This is a genomic window from Sphingobium sp. B8D3A (genome assembly GCF_025961995.1).
Classification (GTDB): Bacteria; Pseudomonadota; Alphaproteobacteria; order Sphingomonadales; family Sphingomonadaceae; genus Sphingobium.
On record NZ_JAOQOS010000001.1, the window covers coordinates 955,175 to 980,721 of the forward strand.

The 25,547-nt window shown below is 65.6% G+C and carries 25 protein-coding genes; 11 read left to right on the forward strand and 14 right to left on the reverse strand.

Annotated elements, in window-relative coordinates; translation table 11 throughout:
- Positions 1-2 precede the first annotated feature (2 nt).
- Both M2342_RS04315 and M2342_RS04320 read right to left on the reverse strand, forming a co-directional pair.
- Positions 3-833 (reverse strand): MipA/OmpV family protein, encoded by an 831-nt coding sequence (locus M2342_RS04315; protein ID WP_264578172.1) that lies wholly within the window; start codon positions 831-833, stop codon positions 3-5.
- Between the two features lie 199 nt (positions 834-1,032).
- Entirely contained in the window at positions 1,033-1,425 is a 393-nt protein-coding gene (locus tag M2342_RS04320; RefSeq protein ID WP_264578173.1) for a hypothetical protein, read from the reverse strand.
- 1,016 nt (positions 1,426-2,441) lie between these two features.
- On the opposite strand from M2342_RS04320, the gene tgt reads away from it, so the two are divergent.
- The 8 genes from tgt (at position 2,442) to M2342_RS04360 (ending at position 11,483) form a co-directional block, all read left to right on the forward strand.
- Positions 2,442-3,629, forward strand: coding sequence for a tRNA guanosine(34) transglycosylase Tgt (gene tgt / locus M2342_RS04325; RefSeq protein WP_264578174.1), 1,188 nt, complete (start codon positions 2,442-2,444; stop codon positions 3,627-3,629).
- 8 nt (positions 3,630-3,637) lie between these two features.
- On the forward strand, positions 3,638-4,780 hold the full coding sequence (locus tag M2342_RS04330; RefSeq protein WP_264578175.1) for a cupin domain-containing protein: 1,143 nt from the start codon (positions 3,638-3,640) through the stop codon (positions 4,778-4,780).
- Between the two features lie 7 nt (positions 4,781-4,787).
- Positions 4,788-5,342, forward strand: coding sequence for a pseudouridine synthase (locus M2342_RS04335; RefSeq protein WP_264578176.1), 555 nt, complete (start codon positions 4,788-4,790; stop codon positions 5,340-5,342).
- An 80-nt stretch (positions 5,343-5,422) separates the two neighbouring features.
- Positions 5,423-5,692, forward strand: coding sequence for a type II toxin-antitoxin system ParD family antitoxin (locus tag M2342_RS04340; protein ID WP_264578177.1), 270 nt, complete (start codon positions 5,423-5,425; stop codon positions 5,690-5,692).
- A 4-nt stretch (positions 5,693-5,696) separates the two neighbouring features.
- Positions 5,697-6,005: a type II toxin-antitoxin system RelE/ParE family toxin gene (locus M2342_RS04345; protein WP_264578178.1), complete on the forward strand. Its 309-nt coding sequence runs from the start codon at positions 5,697-5,699 to the stop codon at positions 6,003-6,005.
- Between the two features lie 63 nt (positions 6,006-6,068).
- Complete coding sequence (locus M2342_RS04350) at positions 6,069-8,786, forward strand: bifunctional [glutamine synthetase] adenylyltransferase/[glutamine synthetase]-adenylyl-L-tyrosine phosphorylase (protein ID WP_264578179.1); 2,718 nt, start codon at positions 6,069-6,071, stop codon at positions 8,784-8,786.
- Complete coding sequence (gene bcp / locus M2342_RS04355) at positions 8,786-9,250, forward strand: thioredoxin-dependent thiol peroxidase (RefSeq protein ID WP_264579983.1); 465 nt, start codon at positions 8,786-8,788, stop codon at positions 9,248-9,250. The genes M2342_RS04350 and bcp overlap by 1 nt, the downstream gene beginning before the upstream one ends.
- Positions 9,251-9,980: 730 nt before the next feature.
- A complete protein-coding gene (locus M2342_RS04360) occupies positions 9,981-11,483 on the forward strand; it encodes a replicative DNA helicase (protein WP_264576546.1) in 1,503 nt (500 codons plus the stop codon).
- A 235-nt stretch (positions 11,484-11,718) separates the two neighbouring features.
- Here M2342_RS04360 and M2342_RS04365 read toward each other — a convergent pair whose 3' ends face one another.
- The 6 genes from M2342_RS04365 to cobA form a co-directional block, all read right to left on the reverse strand.
- Positions 11,719-12,903, reverse strand: coding sequence for an NAD(P)/FAD-dependent oxidoreductase (locus M2342_RS04365; RefSeq protein WP_264578180.1), 1,185 nt, complete (start codon positions 12,901-12,903; stop codon positions 11,719-11,721).
- A gap of 169 nt (positions 12,904-13,072) precedes the next feature.
- Complete coding sequence (locus M2342_RS04370) at positions 13,073-13,852, reverse strand: phosphoadenylyl-sulfate reductase (RefSeq protein WP_264578181.1); 780 nt, start codon at positions 13,850-13,852, stop codon at positions 13,073-13,075.
- Positions 13,845-14,285: a DUF934 domain-containing protein gene (locus tag M2342_RS04375; RefSeq protein WP_264572041.1), complete on the reverse strand. Its 441-nt coding sequence runs from the start codon at positions 14,283-14,285 to the stop codon at positions 13,845-13,847. The genes M2342_RS04370 and M2342_RS04375 overlap by 8 nt, the downstream gene beginning before the upstream one ends.
- Positions 14,278-15,909, reverse strand: coding sequence for a nitrite/sulfite reductase (locus M2342_RS04380; protein ID WP_264578182.1), 1,632 nt, complete (start codon positions 15,907-15,909; stop codon positions 14,278-14,280). The genes M2342_RS04375 and M2342_RS04380 overlap by 8 nt, the downstream gene beginning before the upstream one ends.
- Before the next feature lies 1 nt (position 15,910).
- Positions 15,911-16,210, reverse strand: coding sequence for a DUF2849 domain-containing protein (locus M2342_RS04385; RefSeq protein ID WP_181558725.1), 300 nt, complete (start codon positions 16,208-16,210; stop codon positions 15,911-15,913).
- A 4-nt stretch (positions 16,211-16,214) separates the two neighbouring features.
- Positions 16,215-17,015, reverse strand: a complete 801-nt coding sequence (gene cobA, locus M2342_RS04390) for a uroporphyrinogen-III C-methyltransferase (RefSeq protein ID WP_264578183.1) — start codon at positions 17,013-17,015, stop codon at positions 16,215-16,217.
- 523 nt (positions 17,016-17,538) lie between these two features.
- Between cobA and M2342_RS04395 the strand changes: the two genes are divergently transcribed.
- Positions 17,539-17,946 carry a DUF1489 family protein gene (locus tag M2342_RS04395; RefSeq protein ID WP_264578184.1) on the forward strand — a complete coding sequence of 136 codons (408 nt, stop codon included), beginning with the start codon at positions 17,539-17,541 and terminating at the stop codon, positions 17,944-17,946.
- Between the two features lie 18 nt (positions 17,947-17,964).
- Here the strand turns inward: M2342_RS04395 and queA are convergent, their stop codons facing one another.
- The 5 genes from queA to M2342_RS04420 all read right to left on the reverse strand — a co-directional run bounded on the left by queA (position 17,965) and on the right by M2342_RS04420 (position 21,567).
- On the reverse strand, positions 17,965-18,996 hold the full coding sequence (queA, locus tag M2342_RS04400; RefSeq protein ID WP_264578185.1) for a tRNA preQ1(34) S-adenosylmethionine ribosyltransferase-isomerase QueA: 1,032 nt from the start codon (positions 18,994-18,996) through the stop codon (positions 17,965-17,967).
- Between the two features lie 92 nt (positions 18,997-19,088).
- Positions 19,089-19,805, reverse strand: coding sequence for a peptidylprolyl isomerase (locus M2342_RS04405; RefSeq protein ID WP_264578186.1), 717 nt, complete (start codon positions 19,803-19,805; stop codon positions 19,089-19,091).
- 77 nt (positions 19,806-19,882) lie between these two features.
- Positions 19,883-20,401 carry a pantetheine-phosphate adenylyltransferase gene (gene coaD, locus M2342_RS04410; protein ID WP_264578187.1) on the reverse strand — a complete coding sequence of 173 codons (519 nt, stop codon included), beginning with the start codon at positions 20,399-20,401 and terminating at the stop codon, positions 19,883-19,885.
- A gap of 10 nt (positions 20,402-20,411) precedes the next feature.
- Positions 20,412-21,314 (reverse strand): polyprenyl synthetase family protein, encoded by a 903-nt coding sequence (locus M2342_RS04415; RefSeq protein ID WP_264578188.1) that lies wholly within the window; start codon positions 21,312-21,314, stop codon positions 20,412-20,414.
- A 7-nt stretch (positions 21,315-21,321) separates the two neighbouring features.
- Positions 21,322-21,567, reverse strand: coding sequence for an exodeoxyribonuclease VII small subunit (locus tag M2342_RS04420; protein ID WP_264576537.1), 246 nt, complete (start codon positions 21,565-21,567; stop codon positions 21,322-21,324).
- 124 nt (positions 21,568-21,691) lie between these two features.
- Here M2342_RS04420 and M2342_RS04425 point away from each other — a divergent pair, with 124 nt between their 5' ends.
- Together M2342_RS04425 and purL are read left to right on the forward strand one after the other, a co-directional pair.
- Positions 21,692-22,069 carry a hypothetical protein gene (locus M2342_RS04425; protein WP_264578189.1) on the forward strand — a complete coding sequence of 126 codons (378 nt, stop codon included), beginning with the start codon at positions 21,692-21,694 and terminating at the stop codon, positions 22,067-22,069.
- Positions 22,070-22,211: 142 nt separating this feature from the next.
- The gene (purL, locus tag M2342_RS04430) at positions 22,212-24,449 is read left to right on the forward strand and encodes a phosphoribosylformylglycinamidine synthase subunit PurL (RefSeq protein WP_264578190.1); all 2,238 of its coding nucleotides are present in this window, start codon (positions 22,212-22,214) and stop codon (positions 24,447-24,449) included.
- 42 nt (positions 24,450-24,491) lie between these two features.
- On the opposite strand, the gene M2342_RS04435 is transcribed toward purL, so the two are convergent.
- Complete coding sequence (locus M2342_RS04435; protein ID WP_264578191.1) at positions 24,492-25,535, reverse strand: CAP domain-containing protein; 1,044 nt, start codon at positions 25,533-25,535, stop codon at positions 24,492-24,494.
- Positions 25,536-25,547: the final 12 nt, after the last annotated feature.

The window sequence follows — 25,547 nt, forward strand, 5'->3', positions numbered from 1 at the left end:
GATCAGAAGGTGTAGGCCAGTCCCGCGCCGAACATCCACTGGTTGCGCGATCCGGCGAGGCGGACCACAGGGCTGTCGGCGATGTCGCCGAGCAGGCGGGTATAGGCGACGCCACCGACCAGCGAGAGGCCGCCCGACAGATCACCCGTCAGGGCGATGTTGCCGGCGGCGGCGAGCGTCCAGTCCTTCCAGCCGCTGCCGGCCGTGTAGACGGGCAGGGTGCTCGCGGCGCTCTGTGCGGGGGTGATCGAGAAATAAGTGCCGGCATAATCGCCATCGACATGATTGGCGCTAAAGGACACGACCGCGAGGCTCTTGGTGCTCAGCGGTGTCATGTAGCTGACCGACGGCGTGATGATCGTGCCGCCATGGGCGCCCGCGACGTCCTTGCGCGCGGTGACCGTCGCGGAGAGGCGGTCATAGTTGCTGGTAATGAGGCCCCAGCGGGCAATGCCGGCATAGCCGCCCAACTCGACCGAGGTGCCGACCTTGCCGAGCGCGCGGATGCGCTCGTCGTCGATCTTGTCGACATTCGTGCGGTTGAGGCCGATGGTGGCGACCGGACCGAGCTGGAAATCCCAGCGCGAGCCGCCATCGTTGATCAGATCGATGCTGGCGCGATTGCCGACATACAGGAAGTTGAGGCCGCCCAGCTTGCCGACCGCACCGGGCACCGGCGTGATGCTGGTGCCGTTGGCGCCCTCATATTCCGGGATCACTGCGGCGCCCAGGCCGATGGTCAGCCGGTCCCCCGCGCGGGCGCGGGCGGCTTCGCGCTGCTCGGCGGCTTCGCTTGCCGCCGTCGCGGTCTGGCCGAGGGCGGGTGCCGACAAAGCGGGTGCGACGGCCAGAATGGCGAGAAGACAAGGAGATAGGGAGGGGAAAGGGCGCAAGTTGAAACTCCGACAAGAGGCTGATCCGTGCAACGCCGCAGGAGGCAGAAGGCTCCCGCTGCGCCGATCACGCCCGTCTCACCGTCCACGATCCTGTCAGCCTGCGTCCTTCCGGCATCACGCAGCATGCCGCGCGCGGTCAGTTGAGCCGCATCAGTCCCGCCACGGTGAGGGCCAGCCCGCAGGCCAGCGTCAGCGCCACCCAGATGCGCTGCATGTTTGCCAGATTGCGCAGCCAGAAGTGGAAGTAGAGGTCCGAGAAGGCGAGCACGACCAGCGCCTCGATCATCATGATGCCGCCAATGGCCTTCATGATGCAGGTGAGTATATCCGCCGGAATCCATGGATTGGCGAGATAGACCGCGGCGCCGAGGATCAGCTCCACCAGCCCGCAGAGCAATTGCAGGGCAGGCGACTGCTCGATCTCCTTGACCATCGTCTGCCACAGGCCGGGCTTGCGCAGCGCGCCGATGGCGGCAGCCAGCGTAAAGGCCCCGAGCAGCATGGCCGCCCAGGCCGTTGCATCAATCATGTCGAACTCTGCCACTGATCTCTCCCGATGATGCCCCCCCCGGGCAGCATGGGGCAGGCGATTGGTCCGGGGCCTTGTGGGCTCCTCGGCTGGCGCGGACTTTAGCGCGGGTGCGCGGGCGGACCAGATGGAATTTTTGGGGAAGGTGGAGGGGTGATGTGGACCAGTTCGGAAATTAACGATGGTCCACTTTGTCCCAAGCCGTTTGGGATCGTGGGATGTCGGAAATGTCGTGGTAAGCGGACGAAGAGGTCTGGCGGCTAAAGTGAAATCTCAGCGGAGGCTTGGCAACTGCGCTTAATCTCGTATCGTCTGCGGCCATGCTATTACGAAACGTCCATAAATATATATTCGTTTTTGCGGCGCTAAAAGCGAGTGAAGCCTTCGCATGCTCGCTGCCATCGCACGATTTCAAGGCTCCTCGTCTCATTGACCAAGTGAAGCAGCATGTGCGGCAAGCTGACGCCATAGTGGATGGCGAAATCGTTCGTGTTAGTGGTTATGACCAGAAGAACAACAAGCAGATTCCTGCGATTCTTAAGGTGACAAGAATTCATAAAGGTCCACGGGCACGCACTTTCTTATTGAGTATCCCGGGGGGAGGCTGCGAGATTTGGTTCTGGCGAAAGGAAAAGGTCAGATTACTGTTAAGCGAAAATGGAGGAACCTGGGCTGCACGGGAAACTTTGAACATGCCATACCCCGTATATTCAAGGTCACCGAATACAGGTTCGATAGACAACCGACCTATTTACGCTCGGTTGATTGACAAACAGATCGGAGTGCCGCGTAGCCTAGATACCGCGATAGCTCCTGATGGACTTTGAAAAGTCATCTTGTATCGAAAGCATTCGATGTAATCTTGAAAGCTCCAGGCACGTCAGCTTTGTCGTCGTCTCCAGTCAGTCCGGTCGCGGGATTCTCAGCGCCTAAAGCAGGCGTGCAATTCATCGCCATAGCCCGGCGCTAGCGTGCGCGGGGGTGTCAATGCGGCCGCGGCGCGCTATGGCGCGGGCATGAGCGACAGCGCCCCGCATACTCCTCCGCCTTTCCGCGTGCCGGCCGATCCGCAGTCGGCGCGGTTCGCCTTCAGCGTTCAGGCCACGCAGGGCAAGGCCCGCACCGGCGAGATCGTCATGAAGCGCGGCATGATCCGCACGCCGGCCTTCATGCCGGTCGGCACGGCGGCGACCGTCAAGGCGATGCGTCCGGCGGAAGTGCGCGCGGCGGGTGCGGATATCATTCTGGGCAATACCTATCATCTGATGCTGCGACCCGGTGCGGAGCGGGTGGCGGCGCTGGGCGGGCTGCATGCGCTCTCCGGCTGGGAGCGGCCGATCCTCACCGATAGCGGCGGCTATCAGGTGATGAGCCTGTCTGCGCTCACCAAGGTCACCGAGCAGGGCGTCGCCTTTGCCAGCCATATCGATGGCTCGCGCCATATGCTCAGCCCCGAGCGATCGATGGAAATCCAGCGGCTGCTCGGCAGCGACATCGTGATGTGCTTTGACGAGTTGGTGCCCACGACCACCAGCCGCGATGCGCAGGCGCAGGCCATGGAGCGTTCGATGCGCTGGGCGGCGCGCTCGCGCGCGGGCTTCGACGCGGGCGGAGACCATGCCGCGCGGGCGGCGCTGTTCGGAATCCAGCAGGGCGCGCTCGATGAGGAACTGCGCAAGCAGTCGGCGCAGGCGCTCGTCGAGATCGGCTTCGATGGCTATGCCGTCGGCGGCCTTGCCGTGGGCGAGGGGCAGGAGGCGATGTTCGCCTGCCTCGACCATTGCGTGGGCCATCTGCCCGTGGAGAAGCCGCGCTATCTGATGGGCGTGGGCAAGCCGGACGATATTGTCGGCGCGGTGGAGCGCGGCATCGACATGTTCGACTGCGTGCTGCCGACCCGCTCCGGGCGGAACGGGCAGGCCTTCACCTGGGCCGGGCCGCTCAACATCCGCAATGCGCGCTTTGCCGAGGATCCGACCCCGCTCGATGCGCGCTGCACCTGCCCGGTCTGCGGCAGCGTCAGCCGTGCCTATCTGCATCATCTGGTCAAGGCCGGGGAGATGCTGGGCGCGATGCTGATGACGCAGCACAATCTCCATTTTTATCAGGCGCTGATGGCGGGGCTGAGGGATGCGATCGCCGCCGGGCGGCTTACCGAGTTCGCCGGCCGCTTCCGCGCCGATTATGCGAGCAAGGCGTTTTGAGCGCGGCGATGCGTCTCGCCGATTTCGACATCGACCTGTTTTTGCGCGATTATTGGCAGCGCAAGCCGCTGCTCATCCGCAATCCGTGGGCCGAGTGGGTCAATCCGCTGGAGCCCGATGATCTCGCCGGCCTGGCCTGCGAGGAGGAGGTGGAATCGCGCCTCATTACGCAGGCCGGCACCGACTGGGCCGTCGAGCACGGCCCGCTGCACGAGGCGCGCTTTGGCGAGCTGGGCGATGCGCCATGGACGCTGCTTGTGCAGGCGGTCGACCATTATGTCGCGGAGGTGGCCGCGCTCATGGCGCCATTCCGCTTCATCCCCAATTGGCGGATGGACGATGTGATGGTGAGCTATGCCACGGACGGCGGGGGCGTCGGGCCGCATTTCGACCAATATGACGTGTTCCTCATCCAGGGCGCGGGCAAAAGGCGCTGGCAGATCGGCGGGCTGTGCGACGCCTCGACCCCACTGCGCCCCCACGACGACCTGCGGTTGCTGGCGGACTTTGTGCCCACGCAGGAGTGGGTGCTGGAGCCGGGCGACATCCTCTATCTGCCACCGGGCATCGCCCATGATGGCGTGGCGGTCGGGCCGGACTGCATGACCTATTCCATCGGCTTTCGCGCGCCCTCCCAGCGCGACCTGATCGAGGACTGGAGCGCCCATGTCGCAGAAGGGCTGGCCGAGGATGATCGTTATGCCGACCCCGGCCTGCCGCTACAGACCAATCCTGGCGAGATCACAGCCGAGGCACTGGCGCGGCTGCACGATCTGGCGACGCAGGCACTGGCGGATCGCGCCGGATTCGCGCGCTGGTTCGGGCAAGCGAGCAGCACGCCCAAATATCCGCAGGCAGACTGGCGGCCTGAAGCGCCGGTGCTGGTGGAGGATGTGCAAGAGGCGCTGAACGACGGCTTGCCGGTGCGCCGCAATCCGGCCAGCCGCTTCGTGTTTGTCCGTGACGGGGCGGACGCGTTGACGCTGTTCGTGGACGGCGAGGCGTTTGCCTGCACGGGGGAGGCGGCGCGCTTCGCCGAGCGGCTCTGCGCTGGGGACGACGTGCCGGTGGAGACCCCGGATGCGGCGGTGCTGGCGCTGATCGCGGCGCTGGCCAGTCAGGGCAGCGTCACCCTCGATCCAGAGGATTAAGCGGACGATGGCGCGGCTCATCCTCTTCAATAAGCCCTATGGTGTGTTGCCGCAGTTCACCGATGCGCGCTCGCCGTCGCCGTCGCCGCGCCCGACGCTCTCGGCCTATATCGATGTGCCGGGCGTCTATCCTGCCGGTCGGCTGGACCGGGACAGCGAGGGGCTGCTGCTGCTCACCGATGACGGCCGCTTGCAGGCGCGCATCTCCGATCCCCGCTACAAGACGCCCAAGACTTATCTCGTGCAGGTGGAAGGGGAGCCGGACGAGCCGGCGCTCGAGCGCTTGCGGCGCGGCGTCATGCTCAATGACGGCATGACCCGCCCCGCGCAGGCCGACCGCATCGCACCGCCGGACCTTTGGGAGCGCGATCCCCCGATCCGCGTGCGCAAGAGCGTGCCCGATTGCTGGCTGCGCCTCACCATCAGCGAAGGCCGCAACCGCCAGGTGCGCCGGATGACCGCAGCGGTCAGCCACCCCACCTTGCGGCTGGTGCGCTGGCAAGTGGGGGACTGGACGCTGGACGGACTGTTACCGGGAGAATGGCGCGAGGTGGCGGTTTAGGCCTCCCGATCCTCACCGCGGGATTGAAATGCGCAATTGATAGGATTAAATCCTACTGGTTCGCCCCGCAGGAGTTTACCATGCGATCTACGCAGCAACTGAGCGTGACATTGCCCATCGATATGGCGGCGCAGGTCAAGGCGCGGGTCGCGTCGGGTGAATATGCCAGCGAAAGTGAAGTGATCCGGGATGGGCTCCGAGCTCTTCAGGCGCGAGAGCAGGCTGTGGAGGCCTGGCTGCGTGAAGACGTCGCGCGGACCTATGATGCGATGCAGGCTGACCCGCGCCGCGCGCGGTCTCCGGCGGACGTGAAGGCCGCGCTGGCCGTCGAACGCGCCGCCACGTCCTGATCGAATGCAAAGCGTGGTCAGTTTTGCGCCGGAAGCCGAAGCGCAACTGATCTCCTTGTTCCGCTATATTGCTCGCGAAGCGTCCGGCGATATCGCCAGTCGCTACGTCGGAGCCATTGTCGAGCATTGCGAGAAGCTCGCCGATTTCCCCCACCGCGGGACACCGCGCGACGACCTTCGCCCTGGTCTGCGCACGATCGCTTTCCGGAGGCGGGTGACGATTGCTTATTCGGCCATCGGCGTGAGCGTCACCGTTCTCGGTATTTTCTATGGCGGACAGGATTTCGCGGCCTTGCTTGCCGATGACGCTTGAGGTGGGCTCGCGTCACGCCCACCCACTCTTCCCGCCCAACCCTCCTGCCGCTAAGAGGCGGCAATGGAGAGCCTGGCCACCACCCCTATTACCGATGCCCTTGACCGCGCGCGGGCGCATTCGCCGTTTCTGGCGCGGCAGATCGATGTCTATCCCGAGCTGGTCGCGCTGCTGCTTCAGGGGCAGGCGGAGGCCGCATGGGCGGCCGGGCGGGCACTGGAGCCCGATGCGGCGGTGGATCGGCGTCTGCGGGTGCGGCGCAGCGCGCTCGCCCTGGTGGCAGCGATTGCCGATCTGGCCGGACTCTGGGATCTGGATATCGTCACCCGGCGGCTCTCCGACTTTGCCGACGAAGCCATCGAAACGGCGCTGAACGCGGCCTTTGCCGAGCGCTACCCGGATGAGGCGCCGCGCGGCATCGCGGTGATCGCGCTGGGCAAGCATGGCAGCCGGGAGCTCAATTACAGCTCGGACATCGACCCGATCCTGATCTTCGACCCTGAAACGATCTCGACGCGCGGTAAGGAAGAGCCGCAGGAAGCAGCGCTGCGGCTGGCGCGGCGGATGGTGGCGCTGCTCACCGAGCGGACCGGGGACGGCTATGTCTTCCGGGTCGACCTGCGGCTGCGCCCGTCGCCCGAGGTTTCGCCGATCATCCTGCCGGTCGAAGCGGCGATCAGCTATTATGAGAGCGCCGCGGTCGGTTGGGAGCAGGCGGCGTTCGTGCGCGCCCGCGCGGCGGCCGGCGACATCGCGCTGGGCGAGGAATTCCTCAGCACGATCCGGCCGTTCGTCTGGCGGCGCAGTCTGGATTTCGGTGCGATCCGGGCGATCAGCGATGTTTCGCGGCGTATCCGCGCGCACTACGCCAGTGGTCAGCGCTTCGGCCCCGGCTTCGACTTGAAGCGCGGGCGCGGCGGCATCCGCGAGGTGGAGTTCTTCGCGCAGGCGCACCAGCTCATTCAGGGCGGGCGCAATCCCGCGCTGCGGGCACCGGCCACGCGCGCGGCGCTGCGCGTGCTGGGCGAGGCGGGGTTGATCAAGCCTGACGAGCGCGCGCGGCTCGATGCGGCCTATGTGATGCTCCGCACGATCGAGCACCGCCTGCAGATGGTCGATGACCGGCAGACGCACATGCTCCCGGAAAGCCCGGCTGCGCTCGAGAATGTCGCGCAGCTGGCCGGCTATGCCGACGGCGCCGCGCTGCTCGCGGCATTGCGGCCGCATGTCGAGGCGACCGGCCTCACTTTCGATGGGCTGGTCGGCGAGGATGAGGAAGGCGATGACCGCCTGCCCGATGAGCCGCGCGCACTGGCGCAGCGTCTGGAGGACATCGGCATCGAGGAGACCGAGCCGTTCGTCGCGCGCATCACTCGCTGGCGGGACGGCAGCCTGCGCCCGCTGCGCAGCGCCCCGGCGCGCGAGGCGCTGGAGGAGTTGCTGCCCGGCCTGATGCGCCAGATCGCCCGTGCGCCGGCGCCGCTGACTGCGCTCAACAAGCTGGATCAGGTGATCGAAGGCCTGCCCACGGCGGTCAATCTGCTGCGCCTACTGGTCGCGCGCCCGGCACTGGCCGAGACGCTGGTGACGATCCTCTCGCACGCGCCCACGCTCGCCGATGCGCTGGGGCGCCGCGCGGCGCTGTTCGACGGGCTGATCGACCAGAGCGCGCTCGATCTGCCGCCCGATGTGCCGACGCTCATCGAGACGATGCGCACGCATGATGCCGGCGATGACTTCCAGCATCGGCTCGACCATGTCCGCCATGTCGTGGGGGAGCGGCGCTTTGCGCTGGGGGTGCAGATCGTCAGTCGCGAGGTCGATCCACTTGAGGTTGGCCGGGGCTATGCGCGGGTGGCAGAAGCGGCGGTGGACGTGCTCGCCGCAGCTGCCGTCGCGGAGTTCGAGCAGACCCATGGCCGGGTGCCGGGTAGCGAGCTGGCCATCCTGGCGCTCGGGCGTTTCGGTGGCGGATTGCTCACCCATGCCTCCGACCTCGATCTGATCTTCCTGTTCAGCGGCGATTTCAACGCGGAATCGGACGGGCGCCGGCCCTTGGGCGCGACGCTCTACTATAACCGCTTGTCCCAGCGAGTGATCAACGCGCTCTCCGTGCCCACCGCCGCCGGCGCGCTCTATGAGGTCGACACAAGATTGCGCCCGTCCGGCAATCAGGGGCCGCTGGCGGTCAGCTTCGAGAGCTTTGCGCGCTATCAGGCGGAGGCGGCGTGGACCTGGGAGCATCTGGCGCTCACCCGTGCCCGCCCGGTGTTCGGATCGGCCAGCGCCCGTGCCGCGCTGGACGAGATCGTCGGGCAGACGCTGATGGTTGAACGCGACCTCGCGCAACTGCTCGCGCAGGCGGTGAAGATGCGGCGCGACATCGCCACCCACAAGCCGCCGGCCGGGCCACTCGACGTGAAGCTGATGCCGGGCGGCCTCGTCGATCTGGAATTCCTCATCCATGTGACGCAGCTCACCCATCGCACCGGCTTCTCGCCCAGCCTCAACATCGCGCTGGAGAGACTGGTCGCCGCCGGGCTGCTGGACAGCGCGCTGCGCGAGGCGGCGGACCTGCTGACCCGCTATCTGGTCGTCGCCCGCCTCGTCGCGCCGCAATCGAGCGAGCCGGTGGAGGAAAGCCGCTGGCTGGTCGCACGAGCCTGCGGGGCCCGCGACTGGGGCGAGCTGCTTGCCCGAATCGATGCTGCGCGGCAGATCATCGCCACGAGCTGGAACGCGCTGGCCGGCCAGGCGGCGCCATCGGAAGGAACGACATGATGCTGAGCCAAGGCGATACCCTGCCCGACGTCACTCTCACCGGTGCGGACGAGGCGCCGATCCGGGTCGCGGATTTTCGTGGCAAGCCGCTGGTCGTCTATTTCTACCCCAAGGCCGATACGCCCGGCTGCACCACCGAGGCGATCGACTTCACCGGGCTGATCGATGCGTTCGGCGCGCTGGGCGTGCCGGTGATCGCGGTCTCCAAGGACGCGCCGGCCAAGCTCAAGCGCTTCGCCGACAAGCACAGCCTCGCCGTCACGCTGGCATCCGATGGCGATGGCAGCGTGTGCGAGGCCTTCGGCACCTGGGTCGAGAAGAGCCTTTATGGCCGCAAATATATGGGCATCGAGCGCGCGACCTTCCTGGCCGATGCGGAAGGCAAGATCGTGCGGGTGTGGCCCAAGGTGAAGGTGAAGGGCCATGCCGCCGAGGTTCTGGAGGCGGTGAAGGCGTTGGGGTGAACTGGCAAAGCCAGAGGTTGATCAGGTTCGCTTCGCAGCCACCGTTTAGCTTCGGCTTAACGGAAATGAGAAGGCGGCAGTAGCTAAACTCCCCGCCATTCGAGCCACAGTCTGGATATACTTCGGCTCGCTTTGACGGCTTGCCGTTATCGTCACAAATCATCAGATTATATGGGTTATTGTTCGTCCAACTATTTGGTCTATCGAACGAGCAAATAGATTCCCCTATGTCTGAATTCGCGGCAACATACCGCTTCACATCGGCTTCATGATAAGCCCCACACGCATTAGGGTTGTATACCCATGCATAAGCGTTGGCAGGCCAGTCCACACAAGCGCTGGAATAGCACAAATTACGAGAGCAGAAATCCAGAGCCACCGATTGCGCATTTTTCATCTCCATTAAGATGATGTGTCGAAACGACGAGTTCTGCAACACTGCCATATCCTGCTCTTCCCCTTACGGACGCTCCCCAAACCTTGACATGTCTCTCCTTCGGTTCCGTTCGTGCTAAGTAGGCGCTGAGTAGCGCCGCAGGCGCGTAGCGAAGCACTGTGGGTGCAGTCCTTCGATACGCCGCTTCGACAGGCTCAGCGGCTACTCAGGACGAACGGCGGCCAGTGATGCGGCGATTCGCAACATTCATCCCCATTGTTATCCCCAGGTTCCACAGGGCGCGTTTCCTCGGCTCTTGCGCCGCACCTCGGAAGAGAGGACAATGCCTCCCCCATGTCAGAAAACACGATCCGTCTTGCCCCGGTGCCCGATGTGCCCGGCTCTGAAGCCCGTATGCCGCGCAATGTGGAGGCGGAGGCTGCGCTGATCGGCGCGTTGATGATCGACAACCGGATCGTCGAGGACGTGCAGATGGAGCTGCGCGCCGAGCATTTCTTCGAGCCGCTGCACGGGCGCATCTATGAGGCGATCCTCAAGCTGGTCGATCGCAACATGGTCGCCAATCCGGTCACGCTGAAGCCGCTGCTGGAGAGCGATCCCGCGCTCAAGGAACTGGGCGGCCCGGCCTATCTCGCGCAGCTCACCGGCAGCGGCGCGGCGGTGATCGGCGCGCGCGATTTTGCCCGGCAGGTCTATGATCTGGCGCTGCTGCGCGAGCTGGTCGGCGTCGGGCGGGAGCTGGTCGACAAGGCGCTCGATACCTCCGATGCCATCGACCCCAAGGGGCAGATCGAGCAGGCGGAACTGGCGCTCTACGCGGTGGCCGAGCAGGGCGGTGACACCGGCAGCATGAAGACCTTCGCGCAGGCGACGCGGCTCGCGGTCGGCATGGCGGAGAAGGCGCTCAATTCCGGCGGCCATGTCTCGGGCATTACCTCGGGCCTCGATGGCCTGAACAACCGCACCGGTGGCCTGCACCCGTCGGACCTCATCATCGTTGCCGGGCGCCCGGGCATGGGCAAAAGCTCGCTGGCGACCAATATCGCCTATAATGCCGCCAGCCGCTGGATGCGCGACATGGCCGATGGCATCCCGCCGGAAAAGTCGATCGGCGCGCCGGTTGCCATTTTCAACCTGGAAATGTCCGCCGACCAGCTGGCGACGCGTATTCTCGCCGAGCAGTCGGGCATCAGCGGCGAGAAGCTGCGCATGGGGCGGATCAACCATAGCGAGTTCCAGAACCTCGTCCGCGCCTCGCGCGAGTTGCAGGATCTACCGCTGTTCATCGACGATACCGCTGGCCTCACCATCGCGGCGATGCGCACCCGTGCCCGCCGCCTCAAGCGCCGGCACAATATCGGCATGATCGTGGTCGACTATCTCCAGCTGCTGCAAGGCTCGGGCAAGGCCGGCGACAGCCGCGTCAACGAGATTTCCGAGATCAGCCGTGGCTTGAAGACGCTCGCCAAGGAGCTGATGGTGCCGGTGATCGCGCTCTCCCAGCTCAGCCGCGCGGTGGAAAGCCGCGAGGACAAGCGCCCGCAACTCTCGGACCTGCGCGAATCCGGCTCGATTGAGCAGGACGCCGACATGGTGTGGTTCCTCTATCGCGAGGACTATTACGAGATGAGCAAGGAGCCCAAGATCGAGGACGAGGGCGCTTATGCCGCCTGGCGCGAGAAGATGGACCGGATCACCGGCCATTCCGAGCTGATCGTCGCCAAGCAGCGCCACGGCGCCACCGGCAAGGTGCGGCTCTACTTCGATTCCAAGATCACGCGGTTCACCGATCTGGCGGACGATAGCTATGCCGGGGCGGATGATGGTTATGAGTGAGGTGAGGGGCTAGCCCCGAACCTTCAGGTGCCGCTCGTGTCGAGCGAAGTCGAGACACGGAGAGCGCTGTCCTTGGGTGTCTCGACTCCGCTCGACACGAACGGGGATGAGCGGCGGTTGTAGCTGATCTCGTGTTCCTGCGAAGGCAGGAACCCAGGGCGCAATCGACCGGCTTCTCCGCCCTGGGCTCCTGCCTTCGCAGGAGCACTTGGGGTGCGATGATGGTGCGGCGGACTTAAATAGCCTGGCCCGCCGCATGGGCGCTGGCCCACGCCCACTGGAAATTATAGCCGCCCAGCCACCCGGTGACATCCACCGCCTCCCCGATCACATAAAGCCCCGGCACGGCCTTGGCCTCCATCGTCTGCGAGGATAGGCCGGCGGTATCGACGCCGCCCGCTGTCACCTCCGCCTTGGCATAGCCCTCACTGCCATTGGGCATGAACGTCCAGTCCGCCAGACGCGCTTGTGCGGCGGCAAGGGCGCGGTCGGGCAGGTTGCCGAGCTCTGCATCCAGCGCAAGATCGGCTGCCAGCCGGTCCGCGAGCCGCTCGGCCAGAGCGGCGCGGAGCAGGCGGCGCAGGGTTGTGCGCGGGGCCTCCCGCTTGGCGGCAAGCAGCCAGTCGCGCGGATGATCGGGCAGAAAGTCGATGCCAACGCCCTCGCCATGGCGCCAGTAGGAGGAGATTTGCAGGATCGCCGGGCCGGAAAGCCCGCGATGCGTGAACAGTGCCGCCTCGCGAAATCGTGTTTTGCCGGTGCGGGCAACGACATCGGCCGAGACGCCGGACAGCTCCCGGAACAGCGCATCGTCGCCGCTGAGGGTCAGCGGCACCAGCGCCGGGCGGGGCTGCACGACCTTGAGGCCGAACTGGCGGGCGAGGTCATAGGCAAAGCCGGTCGCGCCCATCTTGGGAATGGACGGCCCGCCCGTGGCGATGACCAGCGCCGGCGCGGTCGCGATGCCACGCGGTGTGTTGACGTGGTACTGGCCATCGGCATGGGTGACCTCGCGGATGGGGCAGGCGCAGGCGATGTCGACAGCGCCCTTCGCGCACTCCTCCAGGAGCATGGCGACGATCTGCCGCGCGCTGCCGTCGCAGAAGAGTTGCCCCAACGTCTTCTCGTGCCAGGCGATGCCGTAGCGCTCGACCAGCGCGAGGAAATCCTGCGCGGTGTAGCGGCTGAGCGCCGATTTGGCGAAATGGCGATTGCTGGAGAGGTAGCGATCCGGCGCGGTGTGGAGATTGGTGAAGTTGCACCGCCCGCCACCGGAAATGAGGATTTTCTTGCCCGGCTCATCGGCATGATCGAGCAGCAGCACCTTGCGCCCCCGTTGCCCGGCCACCGCCGCGCACATCAGCCCCGCTGCGCCGGCGCCCAGGATGATGGCGTCATAGGGGGTGGGGGAGGTGGGCATGGGGGCTTTCGGCTGGGGGTGGAGACTGACGTCCTTCGCTAGAGGCTACACGCTGGGCGGGGAAGCACTGATCTTTGGAACCACAAAGACAATCTGAGCAACACCCAATTTCTCCCCTCCTCTGAAGAGGAGGGACTAAGGAGAGTTGCTTGCTCCGGTTATAAGTCCTTCAAAACGCCGGCTGGTTGGCCGGGTCTTCGGGGTCCGCCAGCGGCGTCGAGCTGGTGTGGATGCCGCATTCCACTTTGTCCCAGCCGCGCCAGCGACCGGCCCGCGGGTCTTCGCCCGGCATCACCTTGCTGGTGCAGGGTTCGCAGCCGATCGAGAGATAGCCCTGTGCCTCCAGCGGATGGCGGGGCAGGTCGTGGGCGGTGAAATAGGCTTCCAGCGCCGCCTTGTCCCAATCACCCAGCGGATTGATCTTCAGGCGCCCGTCCTCGATCTCGAAGCGCGGCAGGTTCTGGCGCGTCACGGACTGGAAGGCCTTGCGCCCGCTAATCCACGCATCGAGGCCTTGCTTGGCGCGCGCCAGCGGCTCGACCTTGCGGATCTCGCAGCAGCCATCGGGGTCGTAGGACCAGCGCAGACCCTTGTCGTCCTTCGCCGCCAGCACATCGGCCTTCGGCTCGACCACGCGGCTGTCGGTGAAGCCGAGCGTGCGGATCAGCGTATCGCGATAGTCCAGCGTTTCCGGGAACATCTTGAGCGTATCGACGAAGATCACCGGCACGCTCTTGTCCGCCTGCGCGATGAGGTGGAGCAGCACCGCGCTTTCCGTGCCGAAGGAAGAGACGACGGCGACCGTGCCGAGCGTGTCTTCAGCGAACAGCGCCTTGAGCATCGTGCCCGCATCCACGCTCGCGAAGCGCGCGTTGAGCGCGTCCGCATCCGCCTGCGTCCAGCGCGGGGCGGCATCGATCCGGTCGATCTGGCGAGCGGCTTCAGCCATTGCTTGCTCCGTGGCGCTGCGCCCAGATCGGCGCGCGCGGATCGACCGTCTTCTGATAGACGCCGGGGAAGCGGGTCAGCGCTGCCTCGACCAGCGCAGGGTCGAGCGGCTTGTCCGGCCGGAAGCTGTCGAACCCGCAGCGAACCATATGGCTGATCTGATCGACCGCGACATCGCCCACCGCGCGCAACTCGCCGGCATAGCCAGCCTCACGCAGGATGCGTGCCGCCGAATAGCCGCGTCCGTCGCCGAATACGGGGAAGTTCACTTCCACCAGCGCCACGCGGTCCAGATGCGGCAGCAACTCGCGGGCGTCCTCGCCCGGCTCGATGCGCACCGCGGCCGAATTGCTCTGGCCGGAAAAGGCCTCCAGCGTCACGGCGGGCAGTTCGGCTGCCTCGCCGCCTTCACGCAGGGACAGATATTCAAGCATAAAGTGCCTCCTTGAACGGGGCCATGCCGATCCGGCGGAAGGTGTCGACGAAGCGCTCGCCCTCCTGACGGTTGGCGAGATAGACGTTGGTGGCCTTCTCGACCGCATCGACAATGCCGTTCTCGTCGAAACCAGGACCAGTAATCTGACCGAGGCTGACATCGTCCGCGCCCGATCCGCCGAGCAGGAGCTGGTAATTCTCCACACCCTTCCGGTCGACGCCGAGAATGCCGATATTGCCGGCATGATGGTGGCCGCAGGCATTGATGCAGCCGCTGATCTTCAGCTTCAGTTCGCCCAGCTCCTTTTGTCGATCGAGATCGGAGAAGCGCTGCGCGATCTTCTGCGCGACCGGGATCGAGCGCGCATTGGCAAGGCTGCAATAATCCAGGCCCGGGCAGGCGATGATGTCGCTGATGAGATCGAGATTGGCGGTGCCGAGATCGGCTTCTTCCAGCGCCTTCCACAGCGCGTAGAGATCCGCCTTCTTGACATGCGCCAGCACGATGTTCTGGGCGTGGGTGACGCGCAGCTCATCGAAGCTGTATTTCTCGGCCAGGTCGGCCATCAGGTCGATCTGCGCGGAGGAGGCATCGCCCGGAATGCCGCCAATGGGCTTCAGGCTGATGTTGACGATGGCATAGCCCGGCACCTTGTGCGGCTTCACCTGCGTGCTCACCCAGGCCGCGAAATCCCGGTCGGAGAGGTCGATCTCGTCCGAAAGACCGGTCTCATAAGCGGGCGGCGCGAAGTGATCGGCAATGCGCGCCAGTTCGGCAAGCGGCGGATCGAGCCCCAGCGTCTTCATGTGCGCGAACTCTTCCTCGACCTGGCGGGTATATTCCTCCCGGCCCATTTCGTGGACGAGGATCTTGATCCGCGCCTTGTACTTGTTGTCGCGCCGGCCATGGCGATTGTAGACGCGCAGGCACGCCTCCAGATAGGAGACGATTTCGGCGAAGGGTACGAAGTCGCGGATTTCCGGCGCGACCATCGGCGTGCGGCCCATGCCGCCACCCACGAACACACGGGCGCCGATTTCACCGTCCTTCTTCACCAGCTCGATGCCGATGTCGTGCAGCCGCATGGCCGCGCGATCCTCTGCGCTGGCGATCACCGCGATCTTGAACTTGCGCGGCAGATAGGTGAACTCCGGGTGGAAGCTCGACCACTGGCGCAGCAGCTCCGCGAGTGGACGCGGATCGGCGACCTCATCGGCCGAGACGCCGGCATATTGGTCGGACGAGATATTGCGGATGCAATTGCCGCTGGTCTGGATGGCGTGCATCTCCACCGATGCGAGATCGGCGAGAATGTCCGGCGCGTCCGCGAGCTTAATCCAGTTATACTGGATGTTCTGGCGGGTGGTGAAATGGCCGTAATCGCGGTCATATTTGCGCGCGATGTGGGCGAGCATGTGCATCTGCTTGCCCGACAGCGTGCCATAGGGAATGGCGACGCGCAGCATATAGGCGTGCAGCTGGAGATACAGGCCGTTCATCAGGCGGAGCGGGCGGAACTGCGCCTCGCTCAGCTGCCCGTCGAGGCGACGCTGGGTCTGGTCGCGGAATTCGGCAACGCGGGCATCCACCATCGCCTGATCGTAAGTGTCATATTGGTACATGTCAGATCACCCAGTTGCCGGCATTGGGGTCGGCGGGTTTGAGGCTCAAGTCGAGGCGCACGGTCGGGCCGAGCGCGCGGATACGCTCCTTGATGTGGGCGGGGCGGATATTGCCCTCACCATCCTGCTCGCCGTCGATCACATAGGCTTCGTTCACGCGGCGCGCGGCGGCTTCGGCCTGGGCGATTTCCGCGCCCTTCTCGCCGACGTCCACGGCGTCGTTCACATGGATGGACCAGCCTTGGCCAGTCCACCAGATGACGTCGCCGGTGGCGAGATCATTGCCGGTCAGGATATTCATGTCGTCAGTGGCTCCCCGCACCTGTGCTGTGCTCAATGTGAAATGATCCAAGCGGCAGGCAGTCGAGCGCATCGGCATGCCGCACGACCTCGCCCACCACGATCAGCGCCGGACTCGCGACCGCCTCGCGCGCCACAAGATCGCCAAGATCGGCGAGCAGGCTGCGCAGCACGCGCTGATCGGGGCGCGTGGCTTTCTCGATCACCGCGACCGGCGTCGAGGGCGAGAGCCCGTCGCGCATCAGCTTCTCGGCAATATCCTGGCTGGTCGCGAGGCCCATATAGATGACGAGCGTGCGACCCGGCCCGGCAAGGCCGACCCAATTCTGCTCGGAAAGACCCTTGCACTGCCCCGCGACGAAGCTGACGATGCTGGCATCCTCGCGATGCGTGAGCGGCAGGCCGGCACTGGCGCCGCCGCCGACCGCCGCGCTGATGCCGGGCACGACTTCGCAGCGCACACCAGCCTCGCGGCAGGCCTCCAGCTCTTCGCCACCCCGCCCGAAAATGAAGGGATCGCCGCCCTTGAGGCGCACGACATCGCGGCCCGAAAGCGCCTCGCCGACGAGCAGCAAATTGATCGCCTCCTGCTTCATCGAATGGCGCGAGCGTTGCTTGGCGACTGAGATCAGCTCCGCCTCCGGCGAAGCCAGAGCGAGGATGGCGGCATCGACCAGACCGTCATGCACGATCAGGCTCGCCCGGCCGATCAAACGGGCAGCACGCACCGTCAGCAGATCGGGATCGCCCGGACCTGCGCCAACGAGATAGACCGTGCCGGCCGTAAAGGACTCAGACTGCGCCATGGGTGGTAGATGCGTTCGAGGACCCAAGCCCGCAACCGACGCTTGCTTTAGCAGGCCGAAGCGAAACTATTGTGGGGGCTTTGGGTGGTGGCAGAGGTGGTGCCAATAGCGGGTCAGGAGAGCGCTTCGGTGGCGTTCTGGCTGCTACGCGGCGACGAAAGCGTCCGAGCGAACAGGACGACATTGCTGCCAAGTCTTCAACCTTCTCCCCTTGAGGGAGAAGGATACGCAGCCTTGTCGCCAATAGGCGGCTAGGCGGAGTTGGATGAGGGGTGGCGGATCGTTGATCCGCGCGATCCAGCGGATCGCATACCCCTCTCCCAGCTTCGACTAGGCAGCACGCTGCCAAGTCTGCGCATCCCTCTCCCTCAGGGGGAGAGGGTAGAATACGCCCGCCCTCGATAACATAACTGGCTTCGGCGGCTGGTCGGGTGGCGGACGTACGGACCTAGCCACCAACCACCAAGCTTGCCCCGCCGCTTCCTGCCATTGCGAATTCGCCGCCACGCCCTAGATCGGCATCATGCCCCTTCATATGACCAAGATCGCCTTCCAGTCGGAGAGCGCCGCCACCTTGCGGGAGTGGCTGGAAAGCCATGCGGAGGCCGGAGAGGGTGGCGAGGCGCGGTTGACGACGCGCTATTTGCCCAAGCGGCATGAGGAGATGGCCGGCGGGTCGCTCTATTGGGTGCTGGCGCATCAGATCGTCGGGCGCAGTCCGCTGCTCGGGTTCGAGGCGCGGCCGGACGGGCGGCAGTGGATTCGCCTCGCGCCGAGGCTTATCCCGGTGGTGCCGCGACCCAAGCGCGCCCATCAGGGCTGGCGCTACCTGGCCCATGAGGATGCGCCGCCGGATATGGGGGATGGCGAGGGCGGCGATATGCTGCCCGATCAACTCGCTGCCGATCTGGGCCGGCTCGGGCTGATCTAGGCGCCCCGCTGCCCGCCCTCAGGGGAGCAGCAGACTCGCATCGCCATAGCTGTAGAAGCGATAACCCTGCGCGATCGCGTGAGCATAGGCCGCCTGCATCCGCTCGCGCCCCATCAGGGCGCTGACCAGCATAAATAGGGTCGAGCGCGGCAGGTGAAAATTGGTCATCAACCCGTCGATGGCGCGGAAGCGATAGCCTGGGGTGATGAAAATACGCGTTTCCTCCGCGAACGGTCGGATGATGCCATCTTCCCCGGTGGCGCTTTCGAGGAGGCGCAGGCTGGTCGTGCCCACCGCGATCAGGCGCCCGCCTTTGGCGCGGACCGCATTCAGCCGATCCGCCGTCGCCTGGTCGATCCGCCCCCATTCGGCATGCATGCGGTGTTCGTCGGTATCGTCGGCCTTGACCGGCAGGAAGGTGCCGGCACCGACATGCAGCGTGAGCGTCGCCTGGCCGATGCCGGCCTCGGCGAGCGCTGCGACGAGGCCGGGCGTGAAGTGCAGCGCTGCGGTGGGCGCTGCGACGGCACCGGCTTCCTGCGCGAACATCGTCTGATAGTCCTCGCGGTCCTGCTGGTCGGTGGGCCGCTTGCTGGCGATATAGGGGGGCAGGGGCATCTGGCCGGCGCGTTCGAGCAGCAGCTCCACCGGTTCGTCGCCGAGGAAGCTGAGCGTCATGCCGCCATCCGCATCGCGATCGCCGGCTTGTGCCTGCACGCCTTGCGCGAAGGCGATGATGTCGCCGGGCCGCACTCGCTTGGCGTTGCGGACGAAGACCTGCCAGTCGCGCGGGCCGAGGCGCTTGTGCAGCGTCACCCCGATCTTCGCCTCGCCGCGTTGCCCCTCCAGCTGGGCGGGGATGACGCGCGTATCGTTGAAGACGAGGCAGTCGCCGCCACGGAGCACGGTCGGCAGATCGCGCACACCCATATCGCGCAGGCCCCCGTCCTGGCCTTGGAGCACCAGCATCCGCGCGGCATCGCGTGGCGAGGCCGGACGCAGGGCAATCCGCTCGGGCGGCAGGTCGAAATCGAAAAGGTCAACGCGCATGGCTGGCGCCCTTAGCGCCTGCGCCGGACATTGAACAGGTGCCGGTCAGCGAGGTCCTGCTGGCCGGTAATCCCACGCGCGTATCGGCGCGCTCAGCCTGCCGTGTTGCTGCCGGCGGATGCTGCGGCCTGCTGATCGCTCTGGATATAGGCGCGCACGATGGTCGTCGGCTGGGCCGGCGGCTCGCCCTTGGCGATCTGGTCGACACCGGCCATGCCATCGATCACCCGGCCCACAACCGTATATTTGTGGTCGAGCTGCATGCGCGGCATCAGCATGATGAAGAACTGGCTGTTGGCGCTGTCATCGCTCTGCGCGCGGGCCATGGAGACGGTCCCCCGCATGTGCGGCAGCCAGCTGAACTCCTGCTTGAGGTCCGGCAACGGCGATCCGCCGGTGCCATCGCCCTTGGGGTCGCCGCCCTGGGCCATGAAGCCATCGATCACGCGGTGGAACTTGAGGCCGTTGTAGAAGCCTTCCCGCGTCAGCGTCTTGATCCGCTCGACATGGCCGGGGGCCACATCCGGGCGGAGCAGGATGCGCACGGTGGCGCCGTCCGAGAGGGTCAGCACCCAGGTGTTTTCGGGCGTGACCGGCGTCATCGCGACGAGCGGCTTGTCCGTGGACTTCTCGGCGTCTTCGCGCAGCGCATCAGCGTCCTTTTGCGCGCGGGCCGCCATTTCGGCCTTCGCCAGGGCATCCTGCGCGCCGCCGCCCGGCTGGGCCTGCGCGGAATTGGCGCTGGCCAGCATGAGGCCGCAGGCGGCGGCAAGCGCAATGCCGGAGCCAAACAGTCGGGTAACACGCATGTCGTCCATCCTCATTTCACGGCCGAACCGGGCCCGGCCGCCAACTAGCGTCGCATGGCTGAACCAATGATGACCCGTCAAGTCTCGTCTGCCCTGCCGGCGTCGACGCTCATGCCGAGCCGCGCCATCACGTCGGTGCGAACACCGGGCGAAACGAACTTGCCGATGTCGCCGCCCAGCCCTGCGATTTCCTTCACCAGACGCGAGGCGATCGGCTGCAGCGCGACGTCGGCCATCAGGAACACCGTCTCGATGCTGGCATCGAGATACTGGTTCATCCCCGCCATCTGATACTCATATTCGAAGTCCGCCACCGCGCGCAGGCCGCGCAGGATCAGCGAGGCGCCGACCGAGCGGGCATAATCGATCAGCAGCGAATCGAAGGGCCGCACGTCAATATCCGCATCGATTCCCGCACATTCCCGCCGGATCATCGCCAGCCGCTCGTCCAGCGTGAACAAAGGCGACTTGCTGGGATTGGTCGTCACGCCGATCACCAGCCTGTCGACCAGTTTCGATCCGCGCCGGATGATGTCCATATGGCCGAGCGTGATAGGGTCGAAGGTTCCCGGATAAAGGCCGATGCGGTGAACCATGTGCGCGTCCTTAATAGCTGCGGCTGATCGCGAAATCGGCAATGTCGCGCAGCAGATCGGCTTCCTCGCCAAAATCGCGCAGATGGTCCTTGGCCTGCGCCACCAGCAGGGATGCCTGCTGCCGGGCCTTCTCCACGCCCATCAATGAGGCGAAGGTTGCCTTGCCAGCAGCGGCGTCCTTGCCCACGGCCTTGCCGGTGACGGCGGCATCCCCTTCGATGTCCAGCAGATCGTCGGCGATCTGGAAAGCCAGGCCGACATCATGCGCATAGCCGCGCAGGCTGGTGCGTCGCTCCTCCGGAATCCGTGCGAAAATGGCGCCGGCTTCCAGGCAGAAGACAATCAGCGCGCCGGTCTTGAGCAATTGCAGTCGCGTGATGGCCGGAAGATCGAACGGCGTCGTTTCGGCGACAAGGTCCATCATCTGCCCGCCGGCCATGCCTGCCGGACCGCTGGCCTGGGCCAGGCTGGCGATCAGCTCGCAGCGCACGGCGGCATCAGCGTGCGTGCGCTCGTCCGCAAGCACGGCGAAGGCGAGATCGTGCAGGCAGTCGCCGGCGAGGATCGCCGTCGCCTCATCGAAGGCGCGATGGGCCGTCGGCTTGCCCCGCCGCATATCGTCATTGTCCATCGCGGGCAGATCGTCGTGGATCAGGGAATAGACATGGATGCACTCGACGGCGAGGCCGGCGCGCACCGCGCTTTCCCAGCCAATGTTGAAGAGGTCGCAGCTTGCCTTCACCAGCAGCGGGCGCAGGCGCTTGCCCCCGCCGACCGCGCTGTAGCGCATCGCCTCATAAAGCCGCGCGCGCTGGTCCTCCGGCACCGGCAGCAGCCGGTCGAACTGCACGTCGATCGCTTGCGCAATCTCCGTCAGGGCGGTTTCGAGCCGGGTGCCGGCATCCTCGCGCATCAGCGGATCATTCACTGGGATAAGGGGCGGTCCGCGCGGCGGACCCATCGGCGCTTGCCGTGATCTGCTCGATCCGGGCCTGCGCTGCATCGAGCCGCTTCTGGCATTGCAGCCGCAGATCCTCGCCCTCGCGATAGAGGGTGATGGACTGGTCCAGCGGCACGTCGCCGCGCTCCAGTTGCTGGACAATCGCCTCCAGGCGCTTGAGCGCGTCCTCGAAGCTGAGGGTGCCGTTCTCGGTCTCGTCTGCCATGCCCATGCATTGACCCGGCTCCCCCACAGGGTCAAGCGTGCTCTCAGCGCTCCCCCGAAAAATGGCGTATTGTCACGCAAATCAAGTTGACCTCGCGGGAGCGAATCGCAATAGCCGCGGGGCTATGAAAACCCTCACATACCCCTCAATCGCGCTTTGCGCGGCCGCGCTCGCCTTGTCTGCGTGCAAGTCCGAGCCTGAAACCTTCAACACTGGCACGAATGACCCAATGGCTGCGGAACTGGCTAATGCCGGTAACGTCGCCTTGCCCCCCATGCTTCGTGCCAGCACCACCTATCGCTGCAAGGACAACAGCCTGATCTTCGTCGACTTCATGACGGACGATGTGACGGCGAACCTGCGCACCGAAAAGGGCGGTCCGATCACCGGGCTCAAGGCACCGGAAGCCGGCCAGCCCTTTGTTTCTGCCGATGGCGCGACGAAGCTGGAAGGCGCCGGCGAGACGGTCACGTATAACGGTCAGGCCTGCAAGGCGGGCTGACCGGCCGACCATGGTTCAACCGCACGGTCCGCCCTGGCAGGCCGATGCTCAAAGAATGGCCGACCCGAGAGGGTCGGCCTTTTTCGTTACAAGGGCCGATCGGGCGGTTGTGCCCGCCCGCTGGCGGCGATAAAGGCCGCTCATGTCGACCAGCACCACCCCAAGCGCCTCAGGCATCACCCCCGAAATCGTCGCCGAACACGGTTTCACCCCCGAGGAATATGAGCGCGTTGTGAACGCCATCGGCCGCGAGCCGAATATCACGGAGCTCGGCATCTTCTCGGTGATGTGGAGTGAGCACTGCTCGTACAAGTCCAGCCGCATCCACCTGAAGAAGTTGCCGACCGAGGCGCCCTGGGTGATTTGCGGTCCCGGCGAGAATGCCGGTGTCATCGACATTGGCGATGGGCAGGCGGCGATCTTCAAGATGGAGAGCCATAACCACCCGAGCTACATCGAGCCCTATCAGGGCGCGGCGACCGGCGTCGGTGGCATCCTGCGCGACGTGTTCACCATGGGCGCGCGTCCGATCGCGAACATGAATGCGCTGCGCTTCGGCCGGCCCGATCATCCGCGCATGAAGCACCTCATCTCCGGCGTGGTGCGGGGGATTGGCGGTTACGGCAATTGCGTGGGCGTGCCGACGGTCGGTGGCGAGACCAATTTCCATGCCGCTTATGATGGCAACATCCTCGTCAATGCGATGACGGTGGGCGTCGCGGAGACGGACAAGATCTTTTATTCCGCAGCCTCCGGTGTGGGCAATCCGATCGTCTATGTCGGCTCCAAGACCGGGCGCGACGGCATCCATGGCGCGACCATGGCCTCAGCCGATTTCGGCGAGGATTCCGAAGAGAAGCGGCCCACCGTTCAGGTCGGCGATCCGTTCACCGAAAAGCTGCTGATCGAGGCGTGCCTTGAACTCATGGCGTCTGACGCCATTGTCGCGATTCAGGACATGGGTGCGGCAGGCTTGACCAGCTCGTCGGTGGAAATGGCGTCCAAGGGTGGCGTCGGCATCCGGCTGGACATGGACAAGGTGCCGCAGCGCGAAACCGGCATGACCGCCTATGAGATGATGCTGTCCGAGAGCCAGGAGCGGATGCTCATGGTGCTCAAGCCCGGCAAGGAGGCCTTTGCCGAGGCGATCTTCCACAAATGGGAGCTGGATTTCGCGGTCATCGGCGAAGTGACCGATACGGGCCGGATGGTGCTGGTCCACCATGGCGAGACGGTGTGCGACATCCCGCTCGGCCCGCTGGCCGACGACGCCCCGCTCTATGATCGCCCGCATGTGCCGACCCCGCCGCTCGCGCCGCTCGGCAGCACGCCGGACAGCAAGGATCCAGCCGCCGATCTGCTCGCGCTGATGGGCTCGCCTGATCTCGCGTCGCGCCGCTGGATCTGGGAGCAATATGACCACATGGTCGGCGCCGACACCGCGCAGGCGCCCGGTGGTGACGCTGCCGTCGTGCGCGTGCATGGTACCAAGAAGGCGCTGGCGATGAGCACCGACTGCACGCCGCGTTATTGCTACGCCGATCCGGTGCAGGGCGGTCGCCAGGCGGTGGTCGAGACGTGGCGGAACATCACGGCAGTGGGCGGCCAGCCGCTCGCCATCACCAACTGCCTCAACTTCGCCAATCCGCAGCGGCCGGAGATCATGGGCCAGATCGTTGGCTGTCTCGAGGGCATGAGCGAGGCCTGCCGGGCGCTCGATTATCCCATCGTGTCGGGCAACGTCTCGCTCTACAATGAGTCGAAGGCGACGGGCGGCGGCAGCGCGATCCTGCCCACGCCGGCGATCGGCGGGGTCGGCCTGCTCCCGGATGTCGAGCGGATGTGCACCATCGCGTTCAAGGACGTGGGCGACATCATCTTCCTCGTCGGTGAGCGCACCGGATCGCTCGGCCAGTCACTCTGGCTGCGGCAGGTCCATGGGCTGGAAGGCCGCGATGCGGGGCCGCCGCCGCCGGTCGATCTCGCCACCGAGCGCCGGACCGGCGATTTCGTGCGCGAGGCCATTCGCTGCGGCGCCATCACGGCCTGTCACGACGTGTCGGATGGCGGCGTCGCCGTCGCGGTGACGGAGATGGCGCTTGCCGGCGGCATCGGCGCGATCCTCGATCAGCCGCTGGCCGGCACGACGGCGGAAACCTATTTCGCCGAGGATCAGGGCCTGTATGTCGTGACTGTGCGGGATGCGGCGCTGGTCGAGATGCTCAGCCATGCCGAGGCGCGCGGCGTCACGGTCGCGCGGCTGGGTCGCACCATTGCCAATCGCATCATCTTCGAGCTGCCGGAGAGCGATCACTCGGTCGCGCTGGCCGATCTGCGCACCGCGCATGAAGGCTTCTTCCCGGCCCTGATGGACGCCTGACCGGCGCCCGTCGGTGCCGGGTCAGGGCACCATGCGGCCGGGTCAGGGCACCATGCGGAAAGTGTATTCGTAGCCGCTCTGCGGGGCGCCGGTGATGCCTACAATCTTGACGGTGTAGGTCGTGTTGGCCTGCAGGCCCGTCACGCGCCACTCGATGTTGTTCGGCACCCCATATCCGTCATTGTCATACTTCACGTTGGTGACAGGCAGGCTCGTGCCACCGCTGCTGACCGTGATGATGGCGCCGCTAAAGCCGACGTTTCCGTTGGCGCCATAGGCCCCGGTCTTGTTGGCGAGCACGGTGAACGAGAGAATGTCGCTCGCGCCGAAGTAACGCTGCGGATAATTGCCCTGCGGATAGGCGATGAAATCGGGCAGGCTGCTCGGGGCTGGTGCCGCGACGCTGGTGCTGAAACCAAAGACCTTCATCGTCGCGCCATCTGCGCGTTCGCCCGAAGGCAGCTGATACACGGACCGCCCGTAGGCGATCTGACCGAGGAACGGGTTCAGGATCCAGCGACGGTGGCCGATCGAGAGGCTATTGCGCTCCGTCATCCACCCCGCCAACAGATCGTCTTCGGTCCGCCATGGTAATGACCCCCATCCGCCGATGAGATTGCCCGAGGCCGCGGCGTCGCGACCTGCGGTCGTGTAGCATGTCCATGTGGGTGGAGGATTGTGGTCGAGCGTCCTGTTCGCGGCCATCATGAGCGAGGAATCGTCGATGCCCTGATTGGCAGACGCCGCGTAAACGACGGCGGGAAGCCCATGCAGCGCGCGCACCGCGTTCACCTTGGCCAGCATGTCCATCCGCACGCTGGTCTTGAGCACGCCGGTGTTGCACGAGGCGACATTCGGTTGCGTATCGTAGAGCGCGGCCGCCGCCGCCGTCCAACTTGTCGGCGTTGGGGTGGGGGTCGGCGTCGGCGTAGGACTTGGCGTGGGTGTGGGCGCCGGGGTTGGCGCCGGCGTGGGGGTTGGTGTCGGCGCGACCGTGATCGGCGTCGATCCGCCACCGCCACTGCCGCTGTCACTGCCACCGCAGCCGGCCAGCGAGAGCGCCAGCAGGCTTGAGGCGAGCCCCATCCATATCCGCTG